The 26,445-nt window shown below is 43.0% G+C and carries 18 protein-coding genes; 9 read left to right on the forward strand and 9 right to left on the reverse strand.

What is annotated here, in order from left to right:
* Positions 1 to 55: 55 nt before the first annotated feature.
* Entirely contained in the window at positions 56 to 289 is a 234-nt protein-coding gene (locus NYE35_RS18435; RefSeq protein ID WP_326046858.1) for a hypothetical protein, read from the reverse strand.
* Positions 290 to 503: 214 nt separating this feature from the next.
* Between NYE35_RS18435 and NYE35_RS18440 the strand changes: the two genes are divergently transcribed.
* The 5 genes from NYE35_RS18440 (at position 504) to NYE35_RS18460 (ending at position 10,743) form a co-directional block, all read left to right on the forward strand.
* Entirely contained in the window at positions 504 to 1,151 is a 648-nt protein-coding gene (locus NYE35_RS18440) for a transcriptional regulator (RefSeq protein ID WP_094903895.1), read from the forward strand.
* A gap of 481 nt (positions 1,152 to 1,632) precedes the next feature.
* Positions 1,633 to 2,421 (forward strand): MerR family transcriptional regulator, encoded by a 789-nt coding sequence (locus NYE35_RS18445; protein ID WP_036688167.1) that lies wholly within the window; start codon positions 1,633 to 1,635, stop codon positions 2,419 to 2,421.
* Positions 2,418 to 3,095 (forward strand): GNAT family N-acetyltransferase, encoded by a 678-nt coding sequence (locus NYE35_RS18450; RefSeq protein WP_341121842.1) that lies wholly within the window; start codon positions 2,418 to 2,420, stop codon positions 3,093 to 3,095. The genes NYE35_RS18445 and NYE35_RS18450 overlap by 4 nt, the downstream gene beginning before the upstream one ends.
* Positions 3,079 to 4,086, forward strand: coding sequence for an alpha/beta hydrolase family protein (locus NYE35_RS18455; protein WP_341121843.1), 1,008 nt, complete (start codon positions 3,079 to 3,081; stop codon positions 4,084 to 4,086). Before NYE35_RS18450 ends, NYE35_RS18455 begins: the two co-directional genes overlap by 17 nt.
* Positions 4,087 to 4,923: 837 nt before the next feature.
* Positions 4,924 to 10,743 carry a bacterial Ig-like domain-containing protein gene (locus tag NYE35_RS18460; RefSeq protein WP_341121845.1) on the forward strand — a complete coding sequence of 1,940 codons (5,820 nt, stop codon included), beginning with the start codon at positions 4,924 to 4,926 and terminating at the stop codon, positions 10,741 to 10,743.
* 79 nt (positions 10,744 to 10,822) lie between these two features.
* Here the strand turns inward: NYE35_RS18460 and NYE35_RS18465 are convergent, their stop codons facing one another.
* The gene (locus NYE35_RS18465) at positions 10,823 to 11,602 is read right to left on the reverse strand and encodes a helix-turn-helix domain-containing protein (protein WP_076274782.1); all 780 of its coding nucleotides are present in this window, start codon (positions 11,600 to 11,602) and stop codon (positions 10,823 to 10,825) included.
* Between the two features lie 120 nt (positions 11,603 to 11,722).
* Here NYE35_RS18465 and NYE35_RS18470 point away from each other — a divergent pair, with 120 nt between their 5' ends.
* Positions 11,723 to 13,639 (forward strand): right-handed parallel beta-helix repeat-containing protein, encoded by a 1,917-nt coding sequence (locus NYE35_RS18470; protein WP_341121846.1) that lies wholly within the window; start codon positions 11,723 to 11,725, stop codon positions 13,637 to 13,639.
* Between the two features lie 54 nt (positions 13,640 to 13,693).
* Here the strand turns inward: NYE35_RS18470 and NYE35_RS18475 are convergent, their stop codons facing one another.
* Entirely contained in the window at positions 13,694 to 14,113 is a 420-nt protein-coding gene (locus NYE35_RS18475; protein ID WP_341121847.1) for a hypothetical protein, read from the reverse strand.
* 297 nt (positions 14,114 to 14,410) lie between these two features.
* Between NYE35_RS18475 and NYE35_RS18480 the strand changes: the two genes are divergently transcribed.
* Positions 14,411 to 15,241: a MerR family transcriptional regulator gene (locus NYE35_RS18480; RefSeq protein WP_341043134.1), complete on the forward strand. Its 831-nt coding sequence runs from the start codon at positions 14,411 to 14,413 to the stop codon at positions 15,239 to 15,241.
* Positions 15,242 to 15,254: 13 nt separating this feature from the next.
* Complete coding sequence (locus NYE35_RS18485; RefSeq protein ID WP_339809952.1) at positions 15,255 to 16,280, forward strand: serine hydrolase domain-containing protein; 1,026 nt, start codon at positions 15,255 to 15,257, stop codon at positions 16,278 to 16,280.
* 66 nt (positions 16,281 to 16,346) lie between these two features.
* Here NYE35_RS18485 and NYE35_RS18490 read toward each other — a convergent pair whose 3' ends face one another.
* Positions 16,347 to 16,751, reverse strand: coding sequence for a hypothetical protein (locus NYE35_RS18490; protein WP_341121848.1), 405 nt, complete (start codon positions 16,749 to 16,751; stop codon positions 16,347 to 16,349).
* A 131-nt stretch (positions 16,752 to 16,882) separates the two neighbouring features.
* Complete coding sequence (locus NYE35_RS18495) at positions 16,883 to 18,628, reverse strand: glycoside hydrolase family 35 protein (protein ID WP_341121849.1); 1,746 nt, start codon at positions 18,626 to 18,628, stop codon at positions 16,883 to 16,885.
* 154 nt (positions 18,629 to 18,782) lie between these two features.
* On the opposite strand from NYE35_RS18495, the gene NYE35_RS18500 reads away from it, so the two are divergent.
* A complete protein-coding gene (locus NYE35_RS18500; protein ID WP_076098970.1) occupies positions 18,783 to 20,237 on the forward strand; it encodes a sulfatase family protein in 1,455 nt (484 codons plus the stop codon).
* Between the two features lie 72 nt (positions 20,238 to 20,309).
* Here the strand turns inward: NYE35_RS18500 and NYE35_RS18505 are convergent, their stop codons facing one another.
* The 4 genes from NYE35_RS18505 to NYE35_RS18520 form a co-directional block, all read right to left on the reverse strand.
* The gene (locus NYE35_RS18505; RefSeq protein ID WP_076098969.1) at positions 20,310 to 21,809 is read right to left on the reverse strand and encodes an arylsulfatase; all 1,500 of its coding nucleotides are present in this window, start codon (positions 21,807 to 21,809) and stop codon (positions 20,310 to 20,312) included.
* Positions 21,810 to 21,824: 15 nt separating this feature from the next.
* Complete coding sequence (locus tag NYE35_RS18510) at positions 21,825 to 23,720, reverse strand: family 20 glycosylhydrolase (protein WP_341121850.1); 1,896 nt, start codon at positions 23,718 to 23,720, stop codon at positions 21,825 to 21,827.
* A gap of 121 nt (positions 23,721 to 23,841) precedes the next feature.
* Positions 23,842 to 25,473, reverse strand: a complete 1,632-nt coding sequence (locus tag NYE35_RS18515) for an extracellular solute-binding protein (protein WP_036688193.1) — start codon at positions 25,471 to 25,473, stop codon at positions 23,842 to 23,844.
* Positions 25,474 to 25,530: 57 nt separating this feature from the next.
* Positions 25,531 to 26,430 carry a carbohydrate ABC transporter permease gene (locus NYE35_RS18520; protein WP_051491567.1) on the reverse strand — a complete coding sequence of 300 codons (900 nt, stop codon included), beginning with the start codon at positions 26,428 to 26,430 and terminating at the stop codon, positions 25,531 to 25,533.
* Positions 26,431 to 26,445: the final 15 nt, after the last annotated feature.

Raw genomic sequence — 26,445 nt, forward strand, 5'->3', positions numbered from 1 at the left:
CGGACTCAGTTGCAACTATTCGCTCATAACTACCCCATTTTGAGTCGATTTGCAGCTAATAAGAGCTATGCAGTCCGTAACTTTTGGAATACGAGCGAAAATGTACGAATAGCTGCAATACGGTCCGCAACGTTCGAAAATGAATAATGATATTGCGCAGAGCACGTAATCCATTTTTGCGGATCAGTAACCACATGATGATCGTCCTAGAAAAGCCATGCGGCCGCGCGGGGGAAGAATCCGCTTTTAGAGTAACTAGTAACTTCAGCAAATTCAGCTCGTTCACCATGCTAGCTTCCTTCAACTAAAACCTAATCAGATTCGTCATCTTTATACACAGTAACTCATTGAAGAAATCTTCAGCACTCGTTATAATAGCAACTATAGGTCGTGAAGAACACGCCGCTTTTATACAATCTCTATCCTGGGCTGAGCTCAGGAGGAATTGTATGGGAGCGGCTTTTTCTTTTTTCAAAAAAAATTACTTAAGGAGGATACACAAAATGTTCAGATTCGAACAGCAACTAGAGGAATGGTTACAGATCAACTTGGATAAGGAGAACAATCCCCGCAGACAGGAGCTTCTTGCAAAAGGGTTGGGCTATGGAACAGTCGAATTTCTACGTGCGGTATGGTTTCCTGCTGTAGGAAACTTCAACTACTTGTTCCCCGAATGGGAAGTGCGCGATTTCAACAATGGTTATCGTTATCTTGATCTGGCCTATATGCCAGGTGGAGCAAAGGGCGGAATTGAGATTCAAGGCTACGGTCCGCATGCTAGAGATCTTGATGTACGACGATTCAAAGATTTATGTAGACGCCATTCCTTATTATCGCTAGACGGTTGGACCTTCCTATCCATCGCCTATCCCTCAATCACGGACGAGCCTCAGCTATGTCAACAACTAGTACTCGCATTCATCGGCAAATTCATGGCTTCAGACGTGCCCTCTTCATTAACATGGTTAGAAGCTGAAACACTTCGTTTCGCAAGACGTCTTCTGCGTCCTTTCACACCTGTTGAACTCACCCATCATCTTAGAGTCACTAATCGTCATGCCCGACGTGTTTTACATGAGTTAGTTGAACAGCAGCTACTAGAGATCGTCGGTGGAAAAGAACGGAATCGAAGCTATCAGCTTAGAATGTGATGATTTGATTTGATTAGTTTGTTTTGATTAGTTTGGTTTGATTAACAAAGTTACGTTCGGACCGTATAGCTCTTATTTCCCAATTATCTTCGTTTTCGCCACGCTATCGGACTCAGTTGCAACTATATGCTCATAACCACCCCATTTTGAGTCGATTTGCAGCTAATAAGAGCTATGCAGTCCCTAACTTTTGGAATACGAGCGGAAATGTACGAATAGCTGCATTACGGTCCGTAATGGCAACTCTAAGGTCATACCAGCAAGGCTTATACAAAAAAATGATCATGAATCTAATCCGTTGCACCCCCGCATTGTCCTTCCAAAATCTATGTCTTTTTCAATACCACCCATTACTATTACTAATCATTATTTAGAAAAAAAGTGCTCTGCTTATCCCGTATTTTAATCGACGCTTGACCTTAGGTCTGACCTAAGGTTTATAGTTATTTTATCAAATAACTTACAGTTAGGAGCACCGCCCTTGAATCCGTACCTTACAATTGGAGAACTATCAAAACTTATGAATGTATCTATCCACCAGATTCGATATTTTGAAGAAAAAGAAATCCTGTTTCCATCCTATATAGACAATAATCAGTACCGGATGTACGGCATCGATGAGATCTATCAATTGGCACATATCCTGTTGCTCCGCAAATTAAACATCCCTGTCAGTACCATTAACCAAAGTATGAATAAATCCGCAACGAATGACTACCAACAGTTGTTAGAGAAATCGCTAAACAAAATCAACTCAGAAATAAACCAATTAATAATGCTGCAACAATTTATACAAAAGGTACTAAAAGAACATGCAGATTATGGCAACATGGAGGGGGATTATCAAATTAAACATGTGGACAATCGTTATCTGAAAAAGTGGTTGGTGCTAGAGGATAACGAAACACTAACTGCACGAAGTTTATATGAAAAAAGACCGCAGAACCATCATTTATTTGAAACAGATTTGCATTATGTATACGATTCTGAACAAGTAACCTTATGCTTTGAAACCATTGAAACCACTCCCGCCCCTGACATTTTTTTAGAAAAAGGGTGCTATCTCTATAAAGCATTTTTTGTAACAGACGATCAGGATGTAGATCATGAAATTGCCAAGCTGGAACACTTTTTAAATGGGCATCACTACATGGTATTGGGACCAATCATCATTCTGGAGAAATCGTACCTATCCATGTTTAACAACGACAAGCTTCATTATGAGCTTCAAATTCAAATCGAGCATGCCCTAGCTGATACTACTAAATGAGTACAAACGAGGTTATCATCGCCCATTACCAGGAACAAGATCGTGAGGCTGTAAGCAGGCTATTGGTAGATGCATTTCATGGGAAATTTCACTCTCTCCTCTCTCTCGAGGACAATGAAATTGCTGATCTACTTATAAGACTTTGGGAACAAGATTCTTCTTCCTTATCATCTAAACAAATAATCGCTTATGAAAACGGAGAAGTGGTTGGCACTATCTACTTAAAATGGCAGGATACGCTCTCCCTTAAAAAAGGATCAATTAAACCACTGAATCGGGCTCCCTTTTTGCAGCTATTCAAGAAATTTGGATACTTAAATGTTTGTAAGTTAATCCTTGGGTTATATTTTTTGGATTATCAACCTAGAGCAAAAGAGTGTTATGTGGCTCATTTGGCTGTTCGGTCCAGTCACCGTAATAAGGGAATTGGCAAAGAGTTGCTGGGTTGGGCGGCGGATTTTGTAAACAGTCATTCTGAGGTTGAAAAATTAACGCTACATGTTGCTAACAAGAATAAACGAGCCATTAATATGTACCAGCAGTTGAACTTTGAGATCCATAAATCTAACTATAGCGCGGTAAGACATTTACTTTTTAAAGAGCCTATTTGGCATTACATGACAAGAACAACATCGCTACAATCTGGGGGATCAATGAATGAAAAAGAAAATTAAGCTAACTGTCTGGATGATTACCATTTCGTTGTTAATTGCAGCGGTCTTGTTCGTACTACAGCAACATTCTTTCTCAATGACTGAGCAAAAAATTGAAATTGATACGCCTCAAGGTCAACTAACAGGAACCTTAGTTCTGCCCGAAAGCTACTCTGGAACCGTCGGACTGGTAGTTTTTGTTCATGGGGATGGCCCAGTTAATGATACTTACGATGATGGATATAAACCTTTGTGGGAAAAGCTCGCCTCTGCCGGATATGCTTCCTTATCTCTTAACAAACCAGGTATTGGGGGTTCCTCAGGGAACTGGCTAGAGCAAAGCATGGAGGATAGAGCACAAGATACTATATATGCGATTAACTGGGCTAAAGCCTTACCTATGATTGATGCTCAAGCTATTGGTTTGTGGGGAGCAAGTCAGGCGGGCTGGGTGATTCCCAAGATTGTTAAAAAAGTGCCTGATCTCGCCTTCAGTATTCTTGTATCCCCCGCCATTCAATGGATTTCTCAAGGACAATACAATACCAGACAAGAGATGATTTTAGAAGGTTTTTCGGAAAAGGAGATAAAAAAGAGAGAAGATTATAACGCGCAAATCCTACTGCTACTTAAGGAACAGGCGTCATATGAAAGTTACTTGCGAATTGCACAATCGGACGATTTAATTTCCAAAGAAAAATGGGGTTTTTTCTCTAAAAATTATCAGTCAGATGCGAGTGAGGATTTAAAAAACTTCACTACTCCTGTCCACTTAGTTCTTGGCGGGCAAGATATAAATGTAGATGTTGAGGAAACCGAACGTATTTACCGTGAAAAAATTCCTAAAAACCTACTCTCCGTCTTCTATCTTCCTGATGCTGATCACTCTATGCTCTCAAAAAAGAATGCCTCATCACCATTAAGAACATATTTGACCGCAGTCTTTTTCCCACGACATATTGTTGTTGAGCAATATTTAGATGATTTGGTTCACTTTGTAAGCCAGTTTTAATCTGTTTGCCATCCATTAATACACTCTCGCCAGTTGAACTCCCTACGTTCGGACCGTATAGCCCCTATTTGCCAATTATCTTCGATTTCACCACGCTATCGGACTCCGTTGCAGCTATTTACTCTAAAGCACCCCTCAGATCCACTTTTTCAGCTCATTAAGAGCTATGCAGTCCGAAACTCAGGGAAAATGAGCGAATTAGCTGAAATAGCTGCATTACGGTCCGTAACGGCAACCGCGGAAGGAATTACCCACAGCCAAGCCCGTGTGTTGGCTTTGATTTTTCCACAAACTAAGCATTTTGTAGAATACCTAAGTCTGTAACCACTCAACTCCCTATGTTCGGACTGCATAGCCCTTATTTGCCAATTATCCTCGTTTTCGCCACGCTATCGGACTCCGTTGCAGCTATTTACTCAAAAGCACCCCTCAGATACACTTTTTCAGCTCAATAAGAGCTATACAGTCCGAAACTCAGGGAAAATGAGCGAATTAGCTGAAATAGCTGCATTACGGTCCGTAACTCCAATGGCGGGCGTAATTTTCGCTCAAACGATCGCGGACTTCCACTGCGAACGTACTTATCGGCAGTTTCGGCGCCCGTAATCACCACGCCAGCGTGCTAACCACCAACACCAAGCTCCGAAAACTCCACATAAGTAGCAGAAGCAAAGGCATAAACCGGGTGTCATTAACTCAGATTCTCCCTCTCCTACTGCATAAACAGCGTTATATGGCGTATTGATTATAGCTGTACGCTTTAGTGATAACGTATAATTTCGGATGATCAAGCTTAGCTTTGGTCAAAATCGATCATATAAGGAGAGGTTTTAATCATTGAGAAAACAACAACGTTTGTTAGCCATGCTCGTAACCTTCCTGCTTTTGTGTTCCTCTTTTCCGTTATCGATGTTTGCAGAGGAAGCACCTGATCCTTATGAAGGAATGATTAACATTCAAAGTGAATGGCAAGGCAGCGTATTTGGTGATGTTGGGGGGCAAGACAAGATTACTGCAGCCAACTTTGGCATTACGGAGAACACGGATGGATCAGCTACACTGCGAAGCTCGAACGATAGAGGCAAAGTATCGGGCAGCACGGAAGGTATCGCTTATTACTTTATAGAGGTTGATCCAAGTGTTAATTTTGAGTTGAAGGCAACGGCTCACGTGGATGCTTGGACAGCCAATAACCAAGTTTCCTTCGGAATAATGCTGCGCGGCAATGTGTGGGATAACCAATCCGGAGCCTACTCTGGAGATTATGTCGCCGTGGGTGCTTTGGATCAAGAAATGAAAGCGTTTCACAAATTGCAAAATACAAGCCTACAGAAACTTGGGTACGTGTTTGATAACGTTAATCGCCCTGACCAAGGAGAGAATTACGAATTAAGCATCAAAAAGACCGGAAATCTGTATATTGTCCGCATCGGCAATGAAACCAAAACGATCGAAAGCTTTGACGGCTCCATTCAATATGCGGGCCTTTACACCGCTAGAAATACTACGGTTACGTTCCGTAATATTCATTTCAGTCAAGAAGGTCAAATCGAGTTAGGACCTTGGGGCTTCAGCGCCTTCGGAGGCAACACTAGTCCAACTAAGAACCCCGAGCCTATAATTGAAAGTCCAACCTCTGTAACGATGACGACTTACGGCGGCAAAATCTCCAGCAGCGATGAGGGAATATCTTTTTATTCGAAAGAGATTCCGGTGGATGCGAACTTTGAACTGAAAGCGACCGCTTCAGTGATTGCTTTTAATAGCAATAGCACTGTCAGCACACCTAACCAGAAATCCTTCGGTCTTATGCTCCGCGACAGTATTGGGACGAACGGAGATACAAGCACAACCACTTCTAACTATGCGGCGGTGGGTGCTTTGGATCAGGTAATGAAAGGTTTTTATAAAAAAGACACCCAAGTGAAGTTAAATCCTTTTAGCGATATCCAGGCCCCGTCCGCAGGAGCTGTATATTCGCTAAGTATTAAAAAATCAGGAGATACTTATCGATTAAGTGTGGGTGATCAGACCGAAATCATAACACTGGACGATACGTTCACAGATACTCTTTTTGCCGGAATCTATGTAGCTAGAGATGCAACTGTTACTTTCAGTGACATAGACATCCAGCTTGAATCCAAAATCGTAACCAGCTTAACCGCTGATACCAGCGCAATGACGAAAACCACTTATCTGGTTGGTGAATCCCTTGATTTGACTGGATTAGTCGTTAAGGCTATTTTTTCTGATGAGAGTGAGGCCGTTTTGTCTTCTACGGATTATATTGTTACAGGCTTTGATAGCAGCAAGGTTGGAGAAAATATCATAATCATTAACTACAACGGTGCTTTCGTGAGCATTCCTTTGCAAATCGTTCCATTATCTATGACCTCATTATCAGTGAAGTATTATCCAGCTAAAACCGTATATTATCCAGGGGATACCTTCGATCCAGAAGGTCTTGTTCTTGTTGCCAATTATAACGACGGCTTCCTGACCAAAGAACTGACCAGTGATCTTTATTCCCTCTCCATTAACGGACAACCGGTCAGCGATTTATTACCGTATCTATTTACGCAATCAGGCTCCACAGCGGTATCCGTTACTTCAACAGAGGCGCCGGCAATCACAACGACCTTTAATGTGGAAGTAAAAGCAGCGACGTTATCCGCTTTAGAAATTCGAAATGAACCTAAACAAACACTCTACTATATCGGTGACTCCCTCAAACTAGAAGGACTTGTGGTTTATGCTCATTACAGTGATGGTACACAGATTCGGCTGTTGAACAATGAATACAAAGTCTCTCCTCTCGACACCACGACATCTGGCGATAAAAAAATCACAATTGCGCATAAAGGCTTAATAACCTCTTTTCAAGTTAAGGTCAACGTTAAAAAACTAGTAGGCATCGAAGTCACCAGCTATCCTAAAACTACCTTTTTTATTAACGACAACTTTGACAGCAAAAATCTGCTCGTATCCAAAGTGTATGATAATTCAGATAGAGAGAAGCTAAACAGCTATACGCTCGACACTTCCAAGTTCGACAATCAGGCAGCTGGATTGTATGAAATTGGTATACTCCCTACCGATTCTTCTATTAAGCCCATTACGTATTCCGTTACAGTAAAAGAAAAGATGGATCCCATTTGGAAAAGCATTCAATTCGGTCAGTCCACTTCAGCTGCTAACAATCAGACGATTGTCAACGAGGATGGATCCGCCCAGCTGATCGCTTTGGAAGGCGGCGGTAAAGTCACCGAAGATCATGACGGCATTACCTTCTATTACACCGAGCTAGATGCTTCGGAAGATAATTTCGTGCTGTCTGCGGATGTCCAAGTGTTGGCTTTTGCAAAAAATCCATATGACGGGCAAGAATCTTTTGGCATTATGGCACGTGACGTCATCGGCACACAAGGAAATTCTAGCGTCTTTGCATCCAATATAGCTGCCCTCGGTGGTTATAGCGGCGGGACGAAAAGCGATCTGGGCACACAGCTTTTTGTCCGCACTGGAGTTGAAAAAACGGATGGGACTGGCAGTAAAGGGATTCAAACCATCATGCTTCAAAAAGAACGTCCGGCACCTGCCAATACTGTTCCTGCAGCACCTTACCATTTAACGTTAGCAAAGACGAATAGTGGTTTTACAGGACAGCTCAATAATGGCCAGCAAGCTATTCATTTCACACCAGACATTCTTAGCGTACAGGATTCAAAAATGTACGTCGGATTCTATGCCGCTCGTTTAGCCACAATTAATGTAAGCAATATTCAATTAACAGTCACTTCAGCAGCTACAGATTCTCCTAAAATAAAACCACCTGCGACTCCCGTCACACCTAGCTTAAATATACTTTCACTAAGTAAAACCTCAGATCCAGCTTACCAAATGATTGTGCGCTCTAATGTCAACGGAACGGTGACGTTGAAGCAAGGTTCTACGATCATCGCTCAGGATATCGAGGCAATAGCTGGTAAACGTCTTTCTATTCCCACGAAACTTCTTGATCAAGGAAATACGAACTTTAGCATTACTTTTTTACCAGATGATACTCAGTATTTGACCTCTTATGAGAAGATTATCAGCAACTTTACCGTCACCCTAAAAAGTTATAACGAAGATGATGAGATCTACGTATCGCCCACCGGATCAAGCTCCGGAGATGGAACGATCAATCTCCCACTTGATATCGATACTGCGATTGATTTCGTTAAACCAGGTCAGCATATTATTGTGCTTGAGGGTCGTTATGTGCGGAAATCACCACTTGAGATTAAAAAGTACAATGATGGTAAAGCCTCCGCCAAAAAGTATATAGAAGCAGCACCAGGAGCAAGACCTATCTTTGATTTTGACAAAAAAACAGAAGGCGTTCTCTTGAGCGGAAACTATTGGCATGTGAAGGGGCTTGATTTCACTCGCTCAGCTGGGAATACCAAAGGCTTTACGGTGGGAGGCAATTATAACATCGTTGAAAATAGCCGTTTCTATGCGAATGGTGACACTGGTCTACAAATCAGCCGAACTGATGGTACCGCGATAGAAATCAGTGAATGGCCTTCCTACAACTTAATTCTCAACAGTACCTCCTTCGACAACCGTGATCCATCCGACAATAATGCCGATGGCTTTGCGGCAAAATTGACTGCGGGTGTTGGTAATATTTTTAGAGGTTGTCTGGCGCATAACAATATCGACGATGGCTGGGACTTATATACGAAAGCAGGCTCAGGAGCGATAGGTTCAGTGCTGATTGAGCACAGCGCCGCCTTCAACAATGGGTTCTTAACAGACGGAACCGTAGGTGCCGGTGATAAAAATGGCTTCAAGCTTGGTGGCGAAGGCATTCATGTCACACATACCATTCGCGATTCCATCGCCTTTGGTAATGGCGCTTATGGTTTTACAAGCAATAGTAATCCAGGTGTGATCGCCATCAACAACATCGGATTTAACAATATGCGTGGTAATATAAGCTTCACCACTTATGATCACATTACTGCTGACTTTACGATTGACGGTTTCTTATCTTACCGAACTGCCAACATTGCAAAAGACCAATATCCAGCTTCTTTAGCTGCGGACAATAATTTCATGTTTGACGGTACGCGATCGGCGAATAAATCAGGTTTAGAACTGACCGATTCTAACTTTGTCAGCTTAAATCCTGTAGTCAATTACTCTCGGGATGCTGACGGGAATATAATCTGGGGCGATTTCTTGAAGTTCATTCCTTTTGATGGACCGGAACCAAGTCCGACGGCTTCTCCAAGTCCGACGGCTTCTCCGAGTCCGACCACTTCTCCGAGCCCGACGGCTTCTCCGAGTCCGACTGTTTCTCCGAGCCCGACGGCTTCTCCGAGTCCGACTGTTTCTCCGAGTCCGACGGCTTCTCCAAGTCCGACGGCTGCCCCTAGCTCAGGCAGTTCCGGATCATCGGTTGGAGATTCGGCCACTACTATACTCCATTTGGACGGTAGCGTAAGGATTGAGATACCTACTACTATGAATGGAGGAAAAACTAGTGCGATATTGACTGAATCTTCCTTACAAAAGATTATCGCTTTAGCCAAACCTAATTCTGCAGGCCATAAAATCCTAAGAATTCAGCTTGCAGAGGAACAATCGTCAGATGATAGCTCATTTGAAGTCACTCTCCCTGCCGCTGCATTTCTTGTTGGAACTTCCACATTGCAGCTTGAGATCAATACAACACTAGCTACCTTTGTACTTCCGGATAATCTATTCCCGGCGAAGACACTGGACAATGTGAAGACAGTTACTTTGCTCCTCAAATCTGTCGATACAACAGGAAGTTTAAAGAAGCGATTGGGTGAACGTTTGCTTATTGATTACGAGCTACTTTTGAATGGTACAACAGTTCAATTAGAGAGCTTAAATTCAGCCATACAAATTGGGCTTCCTTATCTAGAAGCTGTACCTCCATTGAACAACACCTTTATTGTAGTGTGGAACGTCAATGAGTACGGAGTCATCCAACCGGTATTAGGCGGGAATTATGATTCAGATAAGAAGCAAGCTATTTTCTCAACAACAAATTCATCTGGACAATACGCCGCCGTTTACAATCACAAAACGTTCAGGGATATAACAGATTCTCATTGGGCGAAGTTTATTGTAGAAGTACTAACATCAAAAGGTGTCATTAATGGTGTAACGGAAACAGAGTTTAGACCCGAACAGACTATTACACGTGCAGATTTCGCACTTTTATTAGTTAGAGCTTTAGGTCTATCCGCAGCAGAAGGAAATAGCTTTGCTGATGTGTCACCTAACGATTATTTTTATGAGGGACTTATGACTGCTCAGAAATTAGGGGTCGTTACGGGCCAAACCGACGGTCTTTACCACCCTCATGATTCCATCTCCAGACAAGAGATGTTTGTTATGGCAGCTAGGGCATTGAAGGCTGCAGAGGTATGGAAATCGAATACGACCTCTTCCTCTGCATTAGACGGCTACACTGACCATAATCAAATTTCTAATTATGCGGCAAATGATATTGCGGCGCTGGTATCAGCAGGTCTCATTAAAGGAGACTCTCAGCAGCAGCTTACACCAACTGCCCATTCCACACGTGCCGAAGCAGCCATGCTGATTTACAGAATTATGATGCAACAATAAAAAAAAGAAGAACTCCAAGACCACTATACTCGTGGTTTTGGAGTTCTTTTTATCCTCTTCCCTACCCTCTTAAAGTCTTCTAGTTCATTTTCTTATCAGGCGGATTGGAAACCCGATACCCTTTCGGCGATTGATGGGTGATTTTCTGAAAATTCCGATGAAATGACCGTAAGTTACTATAGCCGCAAAGGTTGGCAACTTCACCAATAGTCAGATTCGAGTTTTTTAATATATAACATGCTTGTGAGATACGATAGTGATTCAAGTAATCTGTGAAGGGCATTTTCATCAGCTGGACAAATAGCTTTGATAAATAAGGGTAATCATATTGCAGATGTTTTGCTACAGCTTTTAATGTGCAATCGGCAGAATAATTTTGTTCTACAAAAAGCAGGATTTTATAGAGCACCTTTGTTTGCGGGGACTGTTTGACTGGAGCAAATGATGTCTGACAGATCAACTGCGCGCATACACCATACAGGAAACTTTTCTGGCTATAAATTGAATCCAGCTTTGTACAATCAGGTTCATTCACAGCATGGAGAACATTGTCAGTTGGAATAAAGCTTTTATAATTCATGTGAAAATCACCTATCAATTCTGTGGAGAAGAGGATTACCATAATCTCCGAAAAATCAATCGTCTCAAATTCATGCATCTGATTAGGAAAAATAAAAACCAGATCATTTTTCTGCACCTGATAGCTTTTCCCATCAATGGTGATAGATAACTGCCCGTCGTTGACATAAATAATCTCAAATGCCCGATGAAAATGAAGTGGAAAATGATAGTTTTTCAAGGGAATGAGTTTAAAGTAATCTTTTTCGCCGACACCATGTTTTTCAAAAAAGGGCCACAAGTAGATTCTCCTTCACGAAAACACTAATTTTGTCTTAAAGTGTACTATATAAAGTATAGAACTAACAACGTTATTTCCTATAATATTGGATAAAGTCAACCAAGCGGAGGTTATAGGACAATGGAATATCACGTATCAAAAACTGGTTCAGATCAAGGTCAAGGTACTCAACATGATCCTTTTTTAACCATCAATAAAGCGGCTTCAGCAGCTGTGGCTGGGGACAAGATTATCGTTCATGAAGGGATATATCGCGAATGGGTAAAACCGAGATACAAAGGATTAAGCGAACAAAGAAGAATTATTTATCAAGCCGCTGAAGACGAGCAGGTTGTCATAAAAGGCTCTGAACATATACAAGATTGGCAGCAGGTTGAGAATCATATTTGGAAAGTGATCTTGCCGAACACGTTTTTTGGCAGCTTTAATCCGTATGTTGAGGAAGTGTCTGGCGATTGGCTCGTCACTATAGAGGAGACAAGACACTTAGGCGATGTATATCTAAATGGCATGTCTTTTTATGAGGTCAGTCAGTATGATCAACTGGCAGCTCCCGTCGAAAAGCTGGAGTTCAAGGATCTCTGGACACATGAGATGGTTCCGGTCCAAAATCCAAAACAGACGACCTATGTTTGGTTTGCCAAAGTAAGCCCTGACCACACCACGATTTACGCTAATTTCCAAGGTGCCAACCCGAACAAAGAACTGGTAGAAATCAATGTACGCAGATCTTGTTTCTACCCTGAAGAAACCGGGATTGATTATATTACTGTAAAAGGTTTTGAAATGGCGCATGCGGCAACACCTTGGGCACCTCCAACGGCAGACCAGCCCGGACTGCTGGGCACTAACTGGAGCAAAGGCTGGATTATTGAAAATAATATCATTCACGATGCCAAATGCAGCGCTATCAGTATCGGCAAAGAAGCTTCCACAGGCCATAATTACCGTACCATTCGAAAAGACAAACCCGGATATCAATATCAGCTTGAATCCGTCTTTACTGCTGAGCGTCAGGGCTGGAGCAAAGAATCGATCGGTTCACATCTTATCCGCCATAATACCATTTATGATTGCGGCCAAAATGCCATCGTCGGCCACTTAGGTTGTATTTTCAGCGAAATTCATCATAACCATATTTACAACATTGCGATAAAACGGGAATTCTGGGGCCACGAAATTGCCGGGATCAAGCTTCACGCACCGATCGATACTCACATCCACCATAACCGGATTCACGATTGTACTTTAGGTTTATGGCTGGATTGGCAGACCCAAGGGACAAGAATCAGTAAAAATCTGTTCTATCAAAATCACCGGGATTTGTTTATAGAAGTAAGCCATGGCCCCTACATTGTTGACCATAATATCTTGACAGCTAAACATGCTTTGGAGAATGTAGCCCAAGGTGGAGCCTATATCAACAATCTGATCGGCGGCAGGATGGTTCATCGTAAGGTACTAAATCGGTCCACGCAATATCATCTTCCGCATAGTACAAAAATTGCCGGTTTCTCACTTATTTATGGTGGGGACGATCGGTTCTACAACAATATCATTGTTGGAAAAGACGGATGGACAGGCGTGGGAACATCACATTTCAATAACTACACCACCTCTTTGGCGGAGTATATCGAGAATGTCCATAAGTTACACGGTGATCTTGAGGAGTTTGAACTCGTTGAACAGCCTATGTTCATTAATAACAACGCTTATTTAAACGGTGCTGAGCCTTTCGAAAGAGAGAATGTAAAGCTGGTTGAGGAAAGCTTTGGTCCAGACTTCTTTATTGTAGATCAAGGAGATGAAGGATTCCTTTCTATTGATCTGCCTGAAAGCTTCGTTAACTTCTTAGGTGAGGTACATTCAACTGAGACTTTGCCGCGGGTGCGCATCGTGGATGCCGAGTTTGAGAATCCGGATGGCAGCAATATAATCCTGGATACAGATTTTCTGGATAAAAAGAAAGAACATAAAAGCACTTTAGGACCTCTTACACTTTTGAATAAGGGCAAAAATTATATTAAAGTGTGGTGATCGGTAAAGCAGGTGGCAAGTCCACCTGCTTTTTCATTGCTATAATTGAGTCTGCTATTTAATATCCTTAATCTTTTGAATAGATACTTCGTTTTGTTCTATTAGGATCTGATATTCAACAATCTCTCCTGCTTTAAATTCTTCCTTAAATTCTTTACTGACCGAGTAATTATCTTTCGGATTGAGTGTAACCTTAAATAAATGCTTTCCATTATCTATGGGGAACTTTGCTACCCCACCATGCTTAATATTACTGTCGATCAAAGAGTTAATTTGAACGTTATTTCCTTCATCAACGGTAACAACTACACTTTTTAAAAATAACGGACTGTTATTCGTAATCAGCAAGTTATATTCTTGATCATCAGTTACATCTACATCTGTATTATTGGATATATCGGCATTGTTTTTTTCGCATCCCGATAACAGGACGATAAACAAAACGAATAAAGATACGTATTTTTTTCTAGACAAAATGTTCTCCTCTCCATTCCTATAATCTTTTCTTGTGAAAATCTTAACATGTTCTAGAAGTTTTATGGGAAATATTTGAAGGTTTTATCTAAAATGATACACTCTAATAAATAAGGGTAGCCCCGTTGGCTACTCCTTTCTGAATGGCCATTCACCTATATATTGTCGTAACCTTGGAATCGGTTTACTATTTTGCTGTTGACTTTGACCTTAGGGTAAGGTGTTAAGTAGAGCTAGAACCAAACATCGATGTTTTGGCTATGAAGCTTAATTCAAACGAAAAAAGGAGATGACTTTTTGCTGTCGATTGGAGAATTCTCGAAGATATGCGAAGTTTCTACGAAGACGCTTCGATATTATGATGAGATCGGATTAATTCATCCCGATGAGATTAACCCTGAGAACGGTTACAGGTATTACTCCATCAAACAACTTAAAAAAATGCTTTTTATCAATCGTCTAAAAGCTTATTATTTCTCGCTGGAAGAAATCAGAGACATTTTGCAATGGGAACAGGATCGTTCAGAAGAGAAGCTCTACTCAGCCCTTAATCTGAAGAAAAAAGAAATACAGGAGAAAATAAGTTCTTATGAATACACCTTAAAACAAATCAATAGTGATGTATTAAATTTGGAGAAAGGTATCCCCATGATGTCCTACCTGAATGAGATAAAAGTAGAGCTTGTTGAAACTCAGCCTATGAATATTCTTTTTACGCGTCAGATGTTGAGCAGTGATGACTATGCGCTAGGTTATGGACATTATTTTAGCGGGCTTTATGAAAAAATCGCCACTGAAAAACTCACTTTGCTCGGTACGCCAATAACAATTTATCACAGCCGTGAATATAATCCAGCCGGAAATGATACAGAGTTTGCTCTCCCCATAAAAGAGGTTGTAAAAGGTACAAGAGATTTGCCTGATGCTCTTTGTGCGAGATCTGTTCTTAAAGGCGCCTATTCAGAATTGACCTCGGTCTATGCAAAGCTGAGAGAATGGATAGAAAATGAAGGTTATGAAATGGTGAATTCGCCCTATGAAATATATGTAACGGACCCGATACAAGCCGCTGTGCCTGAGGATCTGGTTACCGAGGTCTATTTTCCAGTAAAGAAAAAAAATTCATAAAGGAGTTACTTTCATGCTCAAAAACAATTATCCAACTTCAGATTGGCAAATCTCAGCCCCCGCAAACTTGGGAATGGATGCTGATATGCTTTCAGAACTAGAATCAAGGATCAAATCCGAGTATAGCAATATCAACGGGATTGTTGTGATAAGAAGTGGAACTATCGCTTATGAAAAATATTATAATGGCGCTGGCCCGAATGACACACATCATGTGGCCTCTGTAACAAAAAGTATCATATCCGCGCTCATAGGCATTGCCATAGATGCTGGCTTTATTAACAATGCAGATCAAAAGGTACTGGAGTTTTTCCCGGACTATGTTCCAAACGCTGCTCAAGATCCGCAAAAACAAGAAATCACCTTGCACCATCTCCTTACGATGACCGCACCTTATGCTTTTGCAGATTGGCACGAACCGCTGGAGCAAATGTGTATGCAGCCTGACTGGGTAAAATATACGCTGGATATGCTAGGCCAACAAGGAATAATTGGGGATTTCAAATATTCTACCGCTGGAGCACATCTGCTTTCTGCCATCATCACGCGCAGCACTGGACAGAGTGCCCGTGAGTTCGCCAACGAACGTTTATTTAAACCTATCGGAATGAATGAAATCCCGGATTATGAGATGAGCTCATTTGGGTTCGATGATTTGTTTGGGGTAAATGTGAAGGGGTGGGTGGAAGACCCAAATCGTATCACCACAGGAGGATGGGGACTTACGTTGTCTCCACGCGATATGGCGCGTTTTGGTTTATTATATTTGAACCGTGGACAATGGGAGCAAAATCAGATCATTTCGGAGACATGGATTGAGGAATCAACAGCGATGAACCCTAATCATTACGGTTACTTGTGGTGGCTACGCGAAGAAGACGGGGTTTACACCTACTCAGCGTTAGGTGATGGTGGTAATGTCATTTGCTGCATTCCAGAAAAGGATCTTGTCGTAACCATCGCCTCAGAATTCACACTTCAGCCTCGTGACCGCTGGCCTCTGATTAAGGAGTGTATTATTCCGTCTGTAGTAGAGTAAAGAAGATAAAAAACATGCTGGTTGCCCCTTCATTCACAACTAGGAGAGCAACCAGCTGTCTACACTCTAAATCATATTGCTACAAGGAAAAATAATATCACCTTCGTTGCTGCTTACATCAAAAAATCCAACTTTATGTTTTATAGCCAACTCCCGCATCGCCGTATAAGCTTCGTCAGCTACGGAATACGCAAAAGCCGCATAGATGACGGATGAGCCAAGCGAGTAGTCAGTTAACCGGTTATCCGTTCCGGCTTCCTCCATCGCCTCAAAAATCTCGTCCTCTACATTCATATTAGGAAATTGCTCAGACAACTCACTATAAAAGCGTTGCAGCGCCTCCGATAAAACCGATGGATCGTTATAGGCATGGTCTTCCGACCACTGCACTTGCTGCTCATACCACTCCATAAACGCTGCTCTCTCTTGCGGTGCTTTAGACGTCTCAAATGCCATCAAATCATAGCTCATTTAAAATCCTCCTCTAACCCACCCTAATCGTGCATTTTCAGTTCCTATAAATTGTTGGGCTGTCTTGATTATATATTAAAAATCATCAGACCCGTACTATAGAATCATGATACTTACTCACCCGTTAAATATCATGTGAGCTCCGGTGTATCTACAAAAGTAACCACTGGCTCCATTACGCCATGTAGTTCGAATAAGATAAGCTCGTTATCACCTTGACGCAGAAGCGGCGCTGGTAAGTATAGTGTTTTAGTTGGACCCTGCTCCCAGTAGCGCCCTAAATTAAAGCCGTTTATGAAAACCTGACCTTTACTCCATCCGTCCAGCCGCAAAAAAGTATCCTCAGGCTTACTGACTTGAAAGCCCCCCCGGTAAAAAGTAGGCTGCTGACGTTGCTCGCAATCTATCGGTGTGAATGATAATCCCTTAAGATTGGTTAAAGGCAAAGAATGAATGGTCCAATCATGCAGGAATTGATAGCCGAGTCTAACGCCACAGGTTATGCCTTTTGGATCACAAAGCAGCGGGCCATAATTTACACGCCCCATATTCTCCACAAGGATGTCGATCTGCAGTCCCTCCGTTGGAACCTCTAATGGAATTCCTCGCGGATCCCAGCGTTCAACTGTACCGACAAAGGCCCCATTCGCGAATACAAGCGCACGATCACGTACTTCTTGAAGGACGAGCTCCGTACTGCTGCGGGGTCCACTGATCCTCGTCGAATATAAGATGAACCCATGATTCTGACCCAGTTTCTCCATTGGCTCGGGACATGCTCTATGTTCTGGGGTAGACAAAACGTCTAACTGAGTGAACAGTGGTGCTGCTTCTGTCATCAACACTTTACCATAAGCTTGTGACTTTAAAAACGGCGGTAATTCCAGTGGCGGTAACGTTACGTATTTCTCAATTATTTTTCGTGCTGCATAGAATTTTGCAGTTGGCTTACCGGATTCGTCCAGCAGCGTATCATAATCGTAGCTGGTTACGATGGGCTCATATTTGTCAAAAAGATTTGCCCCATTCATAAATCCAAAATTCGTCCCCCCATGGAACATATAGAAGTTAACAGAGGCTCCTAAAGCCAGCATTTCATCCAAAGTCTCCGCTACTTCAGATTCGGGGCGTGTATTATGCGGTTTCATCCAGTGGTCAAACCATCCATTCCAGAATTCCATACACATCAACGGTCCCGTAGGCTGATATTCACGTAGTTTAGCAAAGGCTTCCTTTGCCCGTGAACCAAAATTTACAGTGGCGAACACTCCGTCAATCATACCGCCTTGGAGCATATGATCTTCAGCTCCATCTGAAGTAAACAGCAGAACGTCCATGCCGCGGGCGATCATTCCTGCCTTTAGATCATTCAGGTAAGTCTTATCACTACCAAAGCTTCCATATTCGTTCTCTATTTGAAGGGCAAGCACAGGCCCACCGTTAGTGCTTAACAAGGGCCGCAGACGTGGAAGCAACTCATCGAAATAGGCATCCAACTTAGATAAATAGACGTTATCATTACAACGCAGTTGTATGTTATTGTCCGCAAGTAACCAAGCTGGCAATCCACCGAATTCCCATTCCGCACAAATATAAGGACTTGGCCGCAAAATCACGTGCAAACCAAGCTCTCCGGCAAGTCTAACGAAAGCCTCGATGTCAGCAAATCCAGCAAAATTGAAGTTCCCCTCCTCTGGTTCGTGTAAATTCCAAGGAATATAGGTTTCAACAGTATTCAATCCACAAGCCTTCAGCTTCAGCAAACGATCCTGCCAATATTCCGGAACGATCCGGAAATAATGAAGCGCACCAGAAAGCAACCGGATGGGTTGTTCGTCCAATATAAAATGATCCCCTGATATGGATAACTTCCGCATATAATTTCTCCTCCAACATTGAGATAGACTATTTAATTATAGGTAATAAAAATATCAACCCATATGGACGATTCTAATGAAATATATGGAGAATTCATTGGTTGCTAGGGGCTTTTGTGATGCTATACACTATATTCATAGGGGGTTATTACGGATGTCAAAAAGAACTCATATTTGGTTAATTACCACAGATCAAATGCGCGCGGACGCACTAGGTATCGAAAACGCTTCCGTACTGACACCTGAACTTGACCAGCTTGCTTCGGAAGGCACACTCTTCACTGGCGCTTACTGCGCTAGTCCCGTTTGCACGCCTTCACGTTCTTCCATTTTTACAGGCAGGTATCCGCATGTTCATGGTGCCTGGAACATCGGTACCACACTCAGAGAAGACGAACTTACCTTATGCGATCATTTAAAGAAAGCGGATTATGAAACCATCGGTATAGGAAAGATGCATTTCCGCCCTCAGATGAAGGGGAACTTTTCACAAGAATATGAAGAGCCTGCTTATCGTGACCGCGGAAGAGCTTCCGATGGAACGTACTACGGATTTGATGAACATCATATTACGGAAGATAATTGTATCGGGGAATATATGGAGTGGCTTAGACAGCGTAACCCTGAAGTGGCAGAGCGTTTCAGCAAGGACCATTACAGAGCTTCTAATGCTCAAAACGATGTGTGGGAGAGCGAACTCCCTCCGGAGCTGCATCAGACTTATTGGATTGCTGAACGGAGTATCGATGCTATCCTCGCCCACAAAACCGAGCAACCGCTATTTTTATGGACCAGTTTCGTCGATCCACATCACCCCTTTGACCCTCCAAAAGCTTACGCGGATATGTACGCTGACACTGACATTCCATCTCCAGCCAGAGAAGCAGATGACGTGCATCTTCGTCCTCCACATCTGCTGCGTCAGAGTCAGGGAGGATATTGGCCTGGTGGCGGTGAGGAGCATTCTCTTGATGAAGCGCATATGAAACGGCTCACCCGAAATTATTATGCGATGATTACCTTCATTGATGCGCAGATCGGACGTATTATAAAAGCTTGGCGTCAAAAAGAAATGTACGATGATGTAGTCATCCTCTTTACCAGCGATCATGGAGAACTGCTCGGTGACCATGGACTAATTTACAAGGGGCCGTGGTTTTATGAAGGGTTAACACGAATCCCGATGATCGTACGCGGTCCTGGGATTGCTTCCGGGCAACGGGTCCCTGCTTTGATGGAACATGTTGATATTGTCCCCACACTGCTTGCAGCCGCAGGTCTCAAAACTCCCTACGGAATTCAAGGTGTGTCACAGATGGAGGTGCTGGCTGGAAGAGAGTCCCATGTGCGCAATTCTGCCCTGACCGCTTATATTGCTCATGACCGCGGCATTAACGCTAAGTGTTTGCGTACAACACGTTATAAGCTGGTGATTTTCGCAGGTGAGACCTACGGCGAATTGTATGATTTGAAAGAGGATCCTCATGAAAACTCCAATCGTTTTGAAGATCCCGATTATAGTGATATTCGCCATTCGATGGTTGAATTGCTCGTCCATCGAATGATTCAAGATCAGGACCCTTTGCCTGAACGCCGGAGTAGCTGGTAAATTCACTAACCTTTCTTTATATCCGTAACAGACGTAGGGCAACCTGTGAGTTCTGGTTGCCCTATGTTATGATTATTTCCCCAATTGGGATGCCTTTAGAATATGAGATATTGGGCGTCCGGCAATCCATTCGCCGTTGTTTACAAACCCTTCCTCTCGTCCCTCCAGCTCGTGAATAAGACGCTCTCTCCACTCTTTTATACGCTCAAATTTATCAGTACAGCCTATCGCATTAATCTTCTCTGAGGGGTCTGCCGCTAGATCAAAATACTGCTCTTCCCCTGTCTGAGAATACCAAATAAATTTCTCTCTTCCATCCGTTAAGAAGTGGTGGGACTTTTCTCCATAGGCTTGTTCCCCATGAATATAAGATCGCCATAATGTCTGATCTCCCCTGCACAGCGGCAACACACTTTGCCCTTCTACTGGAACTGGTATTTGGACGCCAGCAGCTTCAAGAAATGTGGGCATAATATCGCGAAGCTCTACAATGGAATCAGGCCGGGAGCCTGCAAGAAGTCCAAGCGTTTCTCCCGGATCAAACACTATGAAAGGAATCTTAGCACTTCCTTCATAAGGAAGAGATTTGCGGAAGTAATGGTGATCCCCCATCATTTCACCATGATCAGAAGTAAATAGAATCAAAGTTTCATTTAAAACTCCATACTCCTGCAGCCCATTGATCAACCTCCCAATTTGGTCGTCAAGATGCGTAATTAGCGCGTAATACGCCGCACGGGCACGATCCAATCTGCGCTTTGGCAAATTAGTGAACGAAGAAGTTGGATCCTTAGCTCCGTTTAAGGCCGCACTCTCGTCCACCCAGTCTCCGATTGGAGGATCGGGAAATTCCAAGTCCTTGTACATATCTAGATAACATTGTGGCGGATCCAATGGGGAATGCGGGCGAACGAAGGAAGACCATAAGAAAAATGGTTTTCCAGGGTCCCTTCTTCGCAAAAAGTCTAGCGACTCGGTCACGCACCAATTCGTGGGATGCATCGCTTCCGGCAAGTGCCAGGGGCGGGCAACCGTTGAGGCGTTGCAATCAAGGCCTAAATCAGTGATATCCGAGTTAGCATTAGTTTGTCTTCGCAGCCACTGCAAATAATCATCCACTTGATCATAGTGTTCATCCTGTAACGTTTTGCTCTTATCCCGATTGTAGTGAAGATATCCATCATGAAGCACCACATTATGGAATCCACATAGATTACGTGCAGGATACACATGCATCTTGCCAACACACTGCGTATGATAACCAGCTTGAGCAAGCTCTCCGGCAATCGTATGGGCGTAATTCCATTCAACCCTATCCTGATAACCAACCCGCCCATGTGATCTCTGCCCCATTCCTGTCATGATAGCAGCCCTGGCGGGAATACAACTGGGGGTAGCCGAGTAAGCGTGCTCAAATAAGATCCCCCTTGATGCCAGAGCGTCCAGGTTGGGTGTCTCAACGACGGGATGTCCCATAATGCTCAGGCAATCAAAACGCATCTGATCTACGGTGATAAGCAAAAGGTTGGGCTGCTTTGTGCCCTTTTGATGGTCCAGATTAGTATCAATCATAACCTCACCCCCTCCTTAAACCCCAGCGATCACGGATGGTGTTGCAATCGTGTGCCATAAATTCGCACTTATCGTCCTGGGGTCGCCCTCGTCAACAAGACCGTCGAACGTCAGAAGCTCCTCTTCTAATTCAGTAATCTGCTCCACGTTCCCTTCGACATAACGATTGATTCGATGAATCGCCGTTCTGATTCTCTCAAGCATTCCTCCCATACGAAGATCAAAAACATCAAGACCAAATACCTTATTTTCCAGCTCCCATTGCACTCGATAGTCGTCCATGAATTGTCTGGCCAAATCAGATAATTGTGGCAAAGTCACCTTGGCAAAGTGAGCCAATTCCTCTAAATTCCCCCGATGATAAGCGTCGCGTATAGAAATCCCGATTTCGCTCTTTATTTCGAGCAAGCGACACAAGCTGGCTTGTACAGAGAATAAGGATTGCCAAGACGAATTGCGAGTGATCGCCTGTTCGAGCTTTTCTGCACTTTGCTGATAATGCTTCGAATACGCGTTAGGAATAACATGTCGATCAAACAAACCACACAAAATATCTTGATAAAGCAAGTATTTAGCCGGATTGATAGAACATCCCCCCGGAGCCGAATTACCCAGAACCAGGTTGGCCGCATCAAGTGCCATAAAGTCATCATAATTGCCTTGCACACAGCTGCTGAATCTTTCTTTGACATGGTTCTCCACGAAACATCCCGTGTAGCTCAGCTCCGCCCAAAGTTGAAGGGTAGGAAGAACCGAGAAAACGGAAGCTTCAGCGCCATTATCTCCCCATGCGGTAATCAACACTTCTTGAATTCCATGCTTAACACAGCTATCATGAGCCAGCAGACTGACATGGCGACTGAATTCATTGTTTGGCGCGAAGCCCATCCATTTCCAAGCACCACCTGCAAATCCAATATGATCATTCAGCTGCTTATGTTTGCTTAACATCCCGTCGTATTTCTCCTGCGTTTCCGAATAATAATCCCAGTAGATCAAGGTAACATCTTCAGGAATCAGCTTTACAATATCAGGGCTAATTGGACTTTCAGCATCGTAATATTCTCCGGAACTGGCCAGACGGAAAAACATGTCGCTCCACATCATCGTCTGGAAAGCATATTTTCTGGCGATCTCCATAACAGTGCTAAAGTGTTTTAACATTAATGAAGATCGATCCTGATACCCATGCTTATCCAGGTATTTACCAAGTCCCATCATATGAGCTTCGTCCATCCCGATATTTATGCGGCGACTGCTTACATGAGCCGACATAAAAGCAAACATTCGATCAATTAACTCATAAGTTCTGGGATCATCAATAAGGAGAATATCCTGGAAATCCACAAGCGGTGCATGTGCCTGCCATTTCAATGCTTGGCCGAGATGGGCCAGGGTCTGAATACAAGGAACCAGTTCTATGCCAAATAACGCGGCATACTGATCCAGCTCCCGAATTTGATCTCCAGTATATCGGCCTCGCAAATAGCCGAAATAAGGGTATCCCTCCAGTTCGTAGGTGTCTTCCGAATACAACTGAACCGTTGAATATCCCATAAGCGCTAAACGCCGGATCAATTCCTTATATCCTTGATAGTTAAGAACCGCATTTCGCGAACAGTCTACCATGAAGCCTAACTGTTCATAAACCGGCCGTTCATTAATTTCAACTCGTTCTCCACGGCGTACGTTCTCAAGAAATCGGCTGAGTGCCCGGATCAACTGATGTTCCTGTCCATACGCAATGGTGACTTGAGCCTCATCGTAAGATATTCGAAAGCCCTTCCCTTGCTTAATACAATTCACTGGTATCCCTGAGCGTTCCATTCGTATACTCAATATTCCCGCTACTTCTGAAACTGCTGCTAACTGTTTCTCGGTTAACCCGGTCAAGTGAATGCTAAGTTTCATAAACTTTACCCTCCCAATCTTATAAGTATGCGGTTAGTAGCGCCGCACAGTCTAAACCATACTTCAAATAATTAAACGGAAGATCCGGGCTACTTCCGCCCGGATCTTCTCTATCCATCCATTATTCAATACCTTGTTCCTTGGCCTTCTCATTTACTTCCTCTATCATTTTATCAAGGCCTTTAGCCTTATAATCGTTCACAATGCTATTCCAGTAACTCTCAACGGGTTCTTTAGAAAGCATGATCTTAAGCAAATCATCATGGTCAAGCACAGTAAATTTATCCTTTGTTGGGGTGGACATATAAGTTAACCGAATGTCGTATTCTGGCACCTTTGTATTGTTCTGAATCCAGTCGATGTAATCGACAGCTTCTTTGCGGATTCCTTCGTTAGCAATCGTCGGGTTATCCATGTTATAGCTATCTGAAGTTTCATAAGCTACCAAATTCTTCAGAAATCTGCTAGCTGGATACTTCTCATTTAACGAACCCTTTTCAATGACAACCTTCTGCCCATTTTCGAGCTTGTAATCTACACCTTCGATGCCATAAGTCAACAGATCCTTGCCTTCAGGAGACAACACATAATCATAGAGTGCCATGATGCGATCCATCTTTTTATCGTCAATCTTATTGCTGAAATAGCTTTCTGACCAGTATGTTTTAAAGATGGAATGTGAACGTTCACCATCAGGACCGATAAGCGGCTTGAGCGCCTTCACGCTCTCCGTCATATCCTTATCCGGATAAGCTGTTTTCCAGCGTTTTTCATACATATCGCTATTTAAATTTATGAAACCTCCACCGCTCAGGAGAGCAGCTGCTTTGCCTGCTACGAAATTGTCATAGGACTCTGCTGGTTTAACAAGCGCGATGTCTGGATCGATCAATCCTTTTTCGTACATATTCTTCATGTTTTGCAGCGCTGGCAGCGCATTTTTAGAGAATACAGCAGGGATAAACTTTCCATCCTCTTTGATCCATTTAAAATCACTGCCGCTTCCATCACTAGTAGCAACCGGGTTGCCATACAACCAGAAGAATCCGCCCAGCATCTTGGTAGTTGTCGTCGTAAGACCAGTAACATGCTTGCCTTCCGGATCCGACTTTACGATTGCATCAAGCATGGCTTCAAACTCTTGCCATGTCTCTGGTTCTTTGGTGATCCCAGCCTTTTGAGCAAGATCCCAACGATAGAAAACCATACGGTCCAGTGCACTCCAATCGACACTCGGGAACATCCGGCGAGGTACAGTATAATACTTTCCATCTACTCCTAATCCTTTAATATCTGGCGATTCGAAGTATTTTGCAAGATTCGGATACTTTGAAAGATCCGGGAGCGCTTTAACAACGCCTTGATTCACCCATTTGCGCTGATATTGTGTACCGACGGCGTCGATCGCGAAAATGTCTGGCAATTGGCCGGAGGCGGCCCACATTTGAATCTTCTGGGTATAGTCATCCCAAGACAAATTGACAGGTTTTAGTGTGATGTTGAATTTCTCCAACACTTGTTTAGCGATCGGGTCCTTTTCGAGGTTAGCAATCTCGGCATCCGCATCCCAAAACCCAAGAGAAATAGTCATTGGATCCTTGTAAGGATTATCAGTGGAGTTAGAAGAATTCGGAGATGTTTCACCGTTTGAACCAGCCTGCCCTTTGCCGTTATTGCCTCCACCGCAAGCCGTGAGTACTGAAGCCAACAAAGTTATACATAATGCCAATGTCATTATTTTCTTTCTATGCATGCTTGAAACCTCCCTTTATACTATTTTAGGATAGAATCAATCTATTTAAAATCTTTCTTATCCTTTTATTGAACCCACCATAATGCCTTTATTAAAATGCTTCTGCAGGAACGGATAAACAACAATAATCGGAATACTCGAAACTACAATCGCTGCCATTTGAAGTGCAGGTGTGTAGACCTTCCCCGTCTGCTCCTGCTCGGCCATCGTTTGTGCCATTTGGCTTAGCAAGGAATTCGAAGTAATAAGTGTCTCCCGTAGATAAATCTGAAGGGGTGCTTTTGCCGCGTCACTGATAAAAATTAATGCATACCACCATTCATTCCATCTTTCCACAGCATAGAACAAAGCAAAAGTCGCCATGAATGGAGCAGAAATTGGAATAATGATTTTGAAAAGAATGTACAGATCATTCGCCCCATCCAGCTTAGCCGATTCTTCCAAGCTTTCTGGAATGGTATTGAAATAGTTTTTCATAATGATTAGATAAAACGTATTGAGACCCGCAGGGATGATCATGACGAGTATATTGTTTACGAATCCTAGATCTTTAACGACTAAGTAAAAAGGAATTAAACCGCCATTGAAAAACATAGTGAACAAGATCAAGCTAAGCATTATGTTTCTGCCGGGCATACCCCGCTTGGATAATGCGTAAGCTCCCGCCACAGAGATTGTCATGCTGAACAACACGCCAACCACTGTTACGATGACAGAATTAAAGATGGAAGTCCAAAACTTCATATCCTGAAGCAAAAGCTTGTAAGCGGACAGGTCAAACGAAAGCGGAAAAATATAAAAGTCGCTTTTACTAATCGCTTCGAACTTTGCCACAGAGATAATAAGAACATTATAGAAGGGAAAAAATGTTACTATTGCTAGGAGCCCCAGCACCACGAATGCGACGATATCGAAAACACTCCACTTTTTTCTCTTTTTAACCGTTATGTCGGTCACTTGCTTCTCCCCTTT

Source organism: Paenibacillus sp. FSL L8-0494 (genome assembly GCF_038003695.1).
In the GTDB taxonomy this organism is placed as follows: domain Bacteria; phylum Bacillota; class Bacilli; order Paenibacillales; family Paenibacillaceae; genus Paenibacillus_AQ; species Paenibacillus_AQ odorifer.

What these genes read in the sequence shown, in the direction of transcription:
- NYE35_RS18500 (WP_076098970.1), top strand. Translation starts at nt 18,783, where the DNA reads ATGTCAAAAAGAACTCATATTTGGTTAATTACCACAGATCAAATGCGC.
- NYE35_RS18505 (WP_076098969.1), bottom strand. Translation starts at nt 21,809, where the DNA reads ATGATTGATACTAATCTGGACCATCAAAAGGGCACAAAGCAGCCCAAC.
- NYE35_RS18450 (WP_341121842.1), top strand. Translation starts at nt 2,418, where the DNA reads ATGAGTACAAACGAGGTTATCATCGCCCATTACCAGGAACAAGATCGT.
- NYE35_RS18490 (WP_341121848.1), bottom strand. Translation starts at nt 16,751, where the DNA reads ATGAGCTATGATTTGATGGCATTTGAGACGTCTAAAGCACCGCAAGAG.
- NYE35_RS18435 (WP_326046858.1), bottom strand. Translation starts at nt 289, where the DNA reads ATGGTGAACGAGCTGAATTTGCTGAAGTTACTAGTTACTCTAAAAGCG.
- NYE35_RS18485 (WP_339809952.1), top strand. Translation starts at nt 15,255, where the DNA reads ATGCTCAAAAACAATTATCCAACTTCAGATTGGCAAATCTCAGCCCCC.
- NYE35_RS18495 (WP_341121849.1), bottom strand. Translation starts at nt 18,628, where the DNA reads ATGCGGAAGTTATCCATATCAGGGGATCATTTTATATTGGACGAACAA.
- NYE35_RS18470 (WP_341121846.1), top strand. Translation starts at nt 11,723, where the DNA reads ATGGAATATCACGTATCAAAAACTGGTTCAGATCAAGGTCAAGGTACT.
- NYE35_RS18510 (WP_341121850.1), bottom strand. Translation starts at nt 23,720, where the DNA reads ATGAAACTTAGCATTCACTTGACCGGGTTAACCGAGAAACAGTTAGCA.
- NYE35_RS18515 (WP_036688193.1), bottom strand. Translation starts at nt 25,473, where the DNA reads ATGCATAGAAAGAAAATAATGACATTGGCATTATGTATAACTTTGTTG.
- NYE35_RS18455 (WP_341121843.1), top strand. Translation starts at nt 3,079, where the DNA reads ATGAAAAAGAAAATTAAGCTAACTGTCTGGATGATTACCATTTCGTTG.
- NYE35_RS18440 (WP_094903895.1), top strand. Translation starts at nt 504, where the DNA reads ATGTTCAGATTCGAACAGCAACTAGAGGAATGGTTACAGATCAACTTG.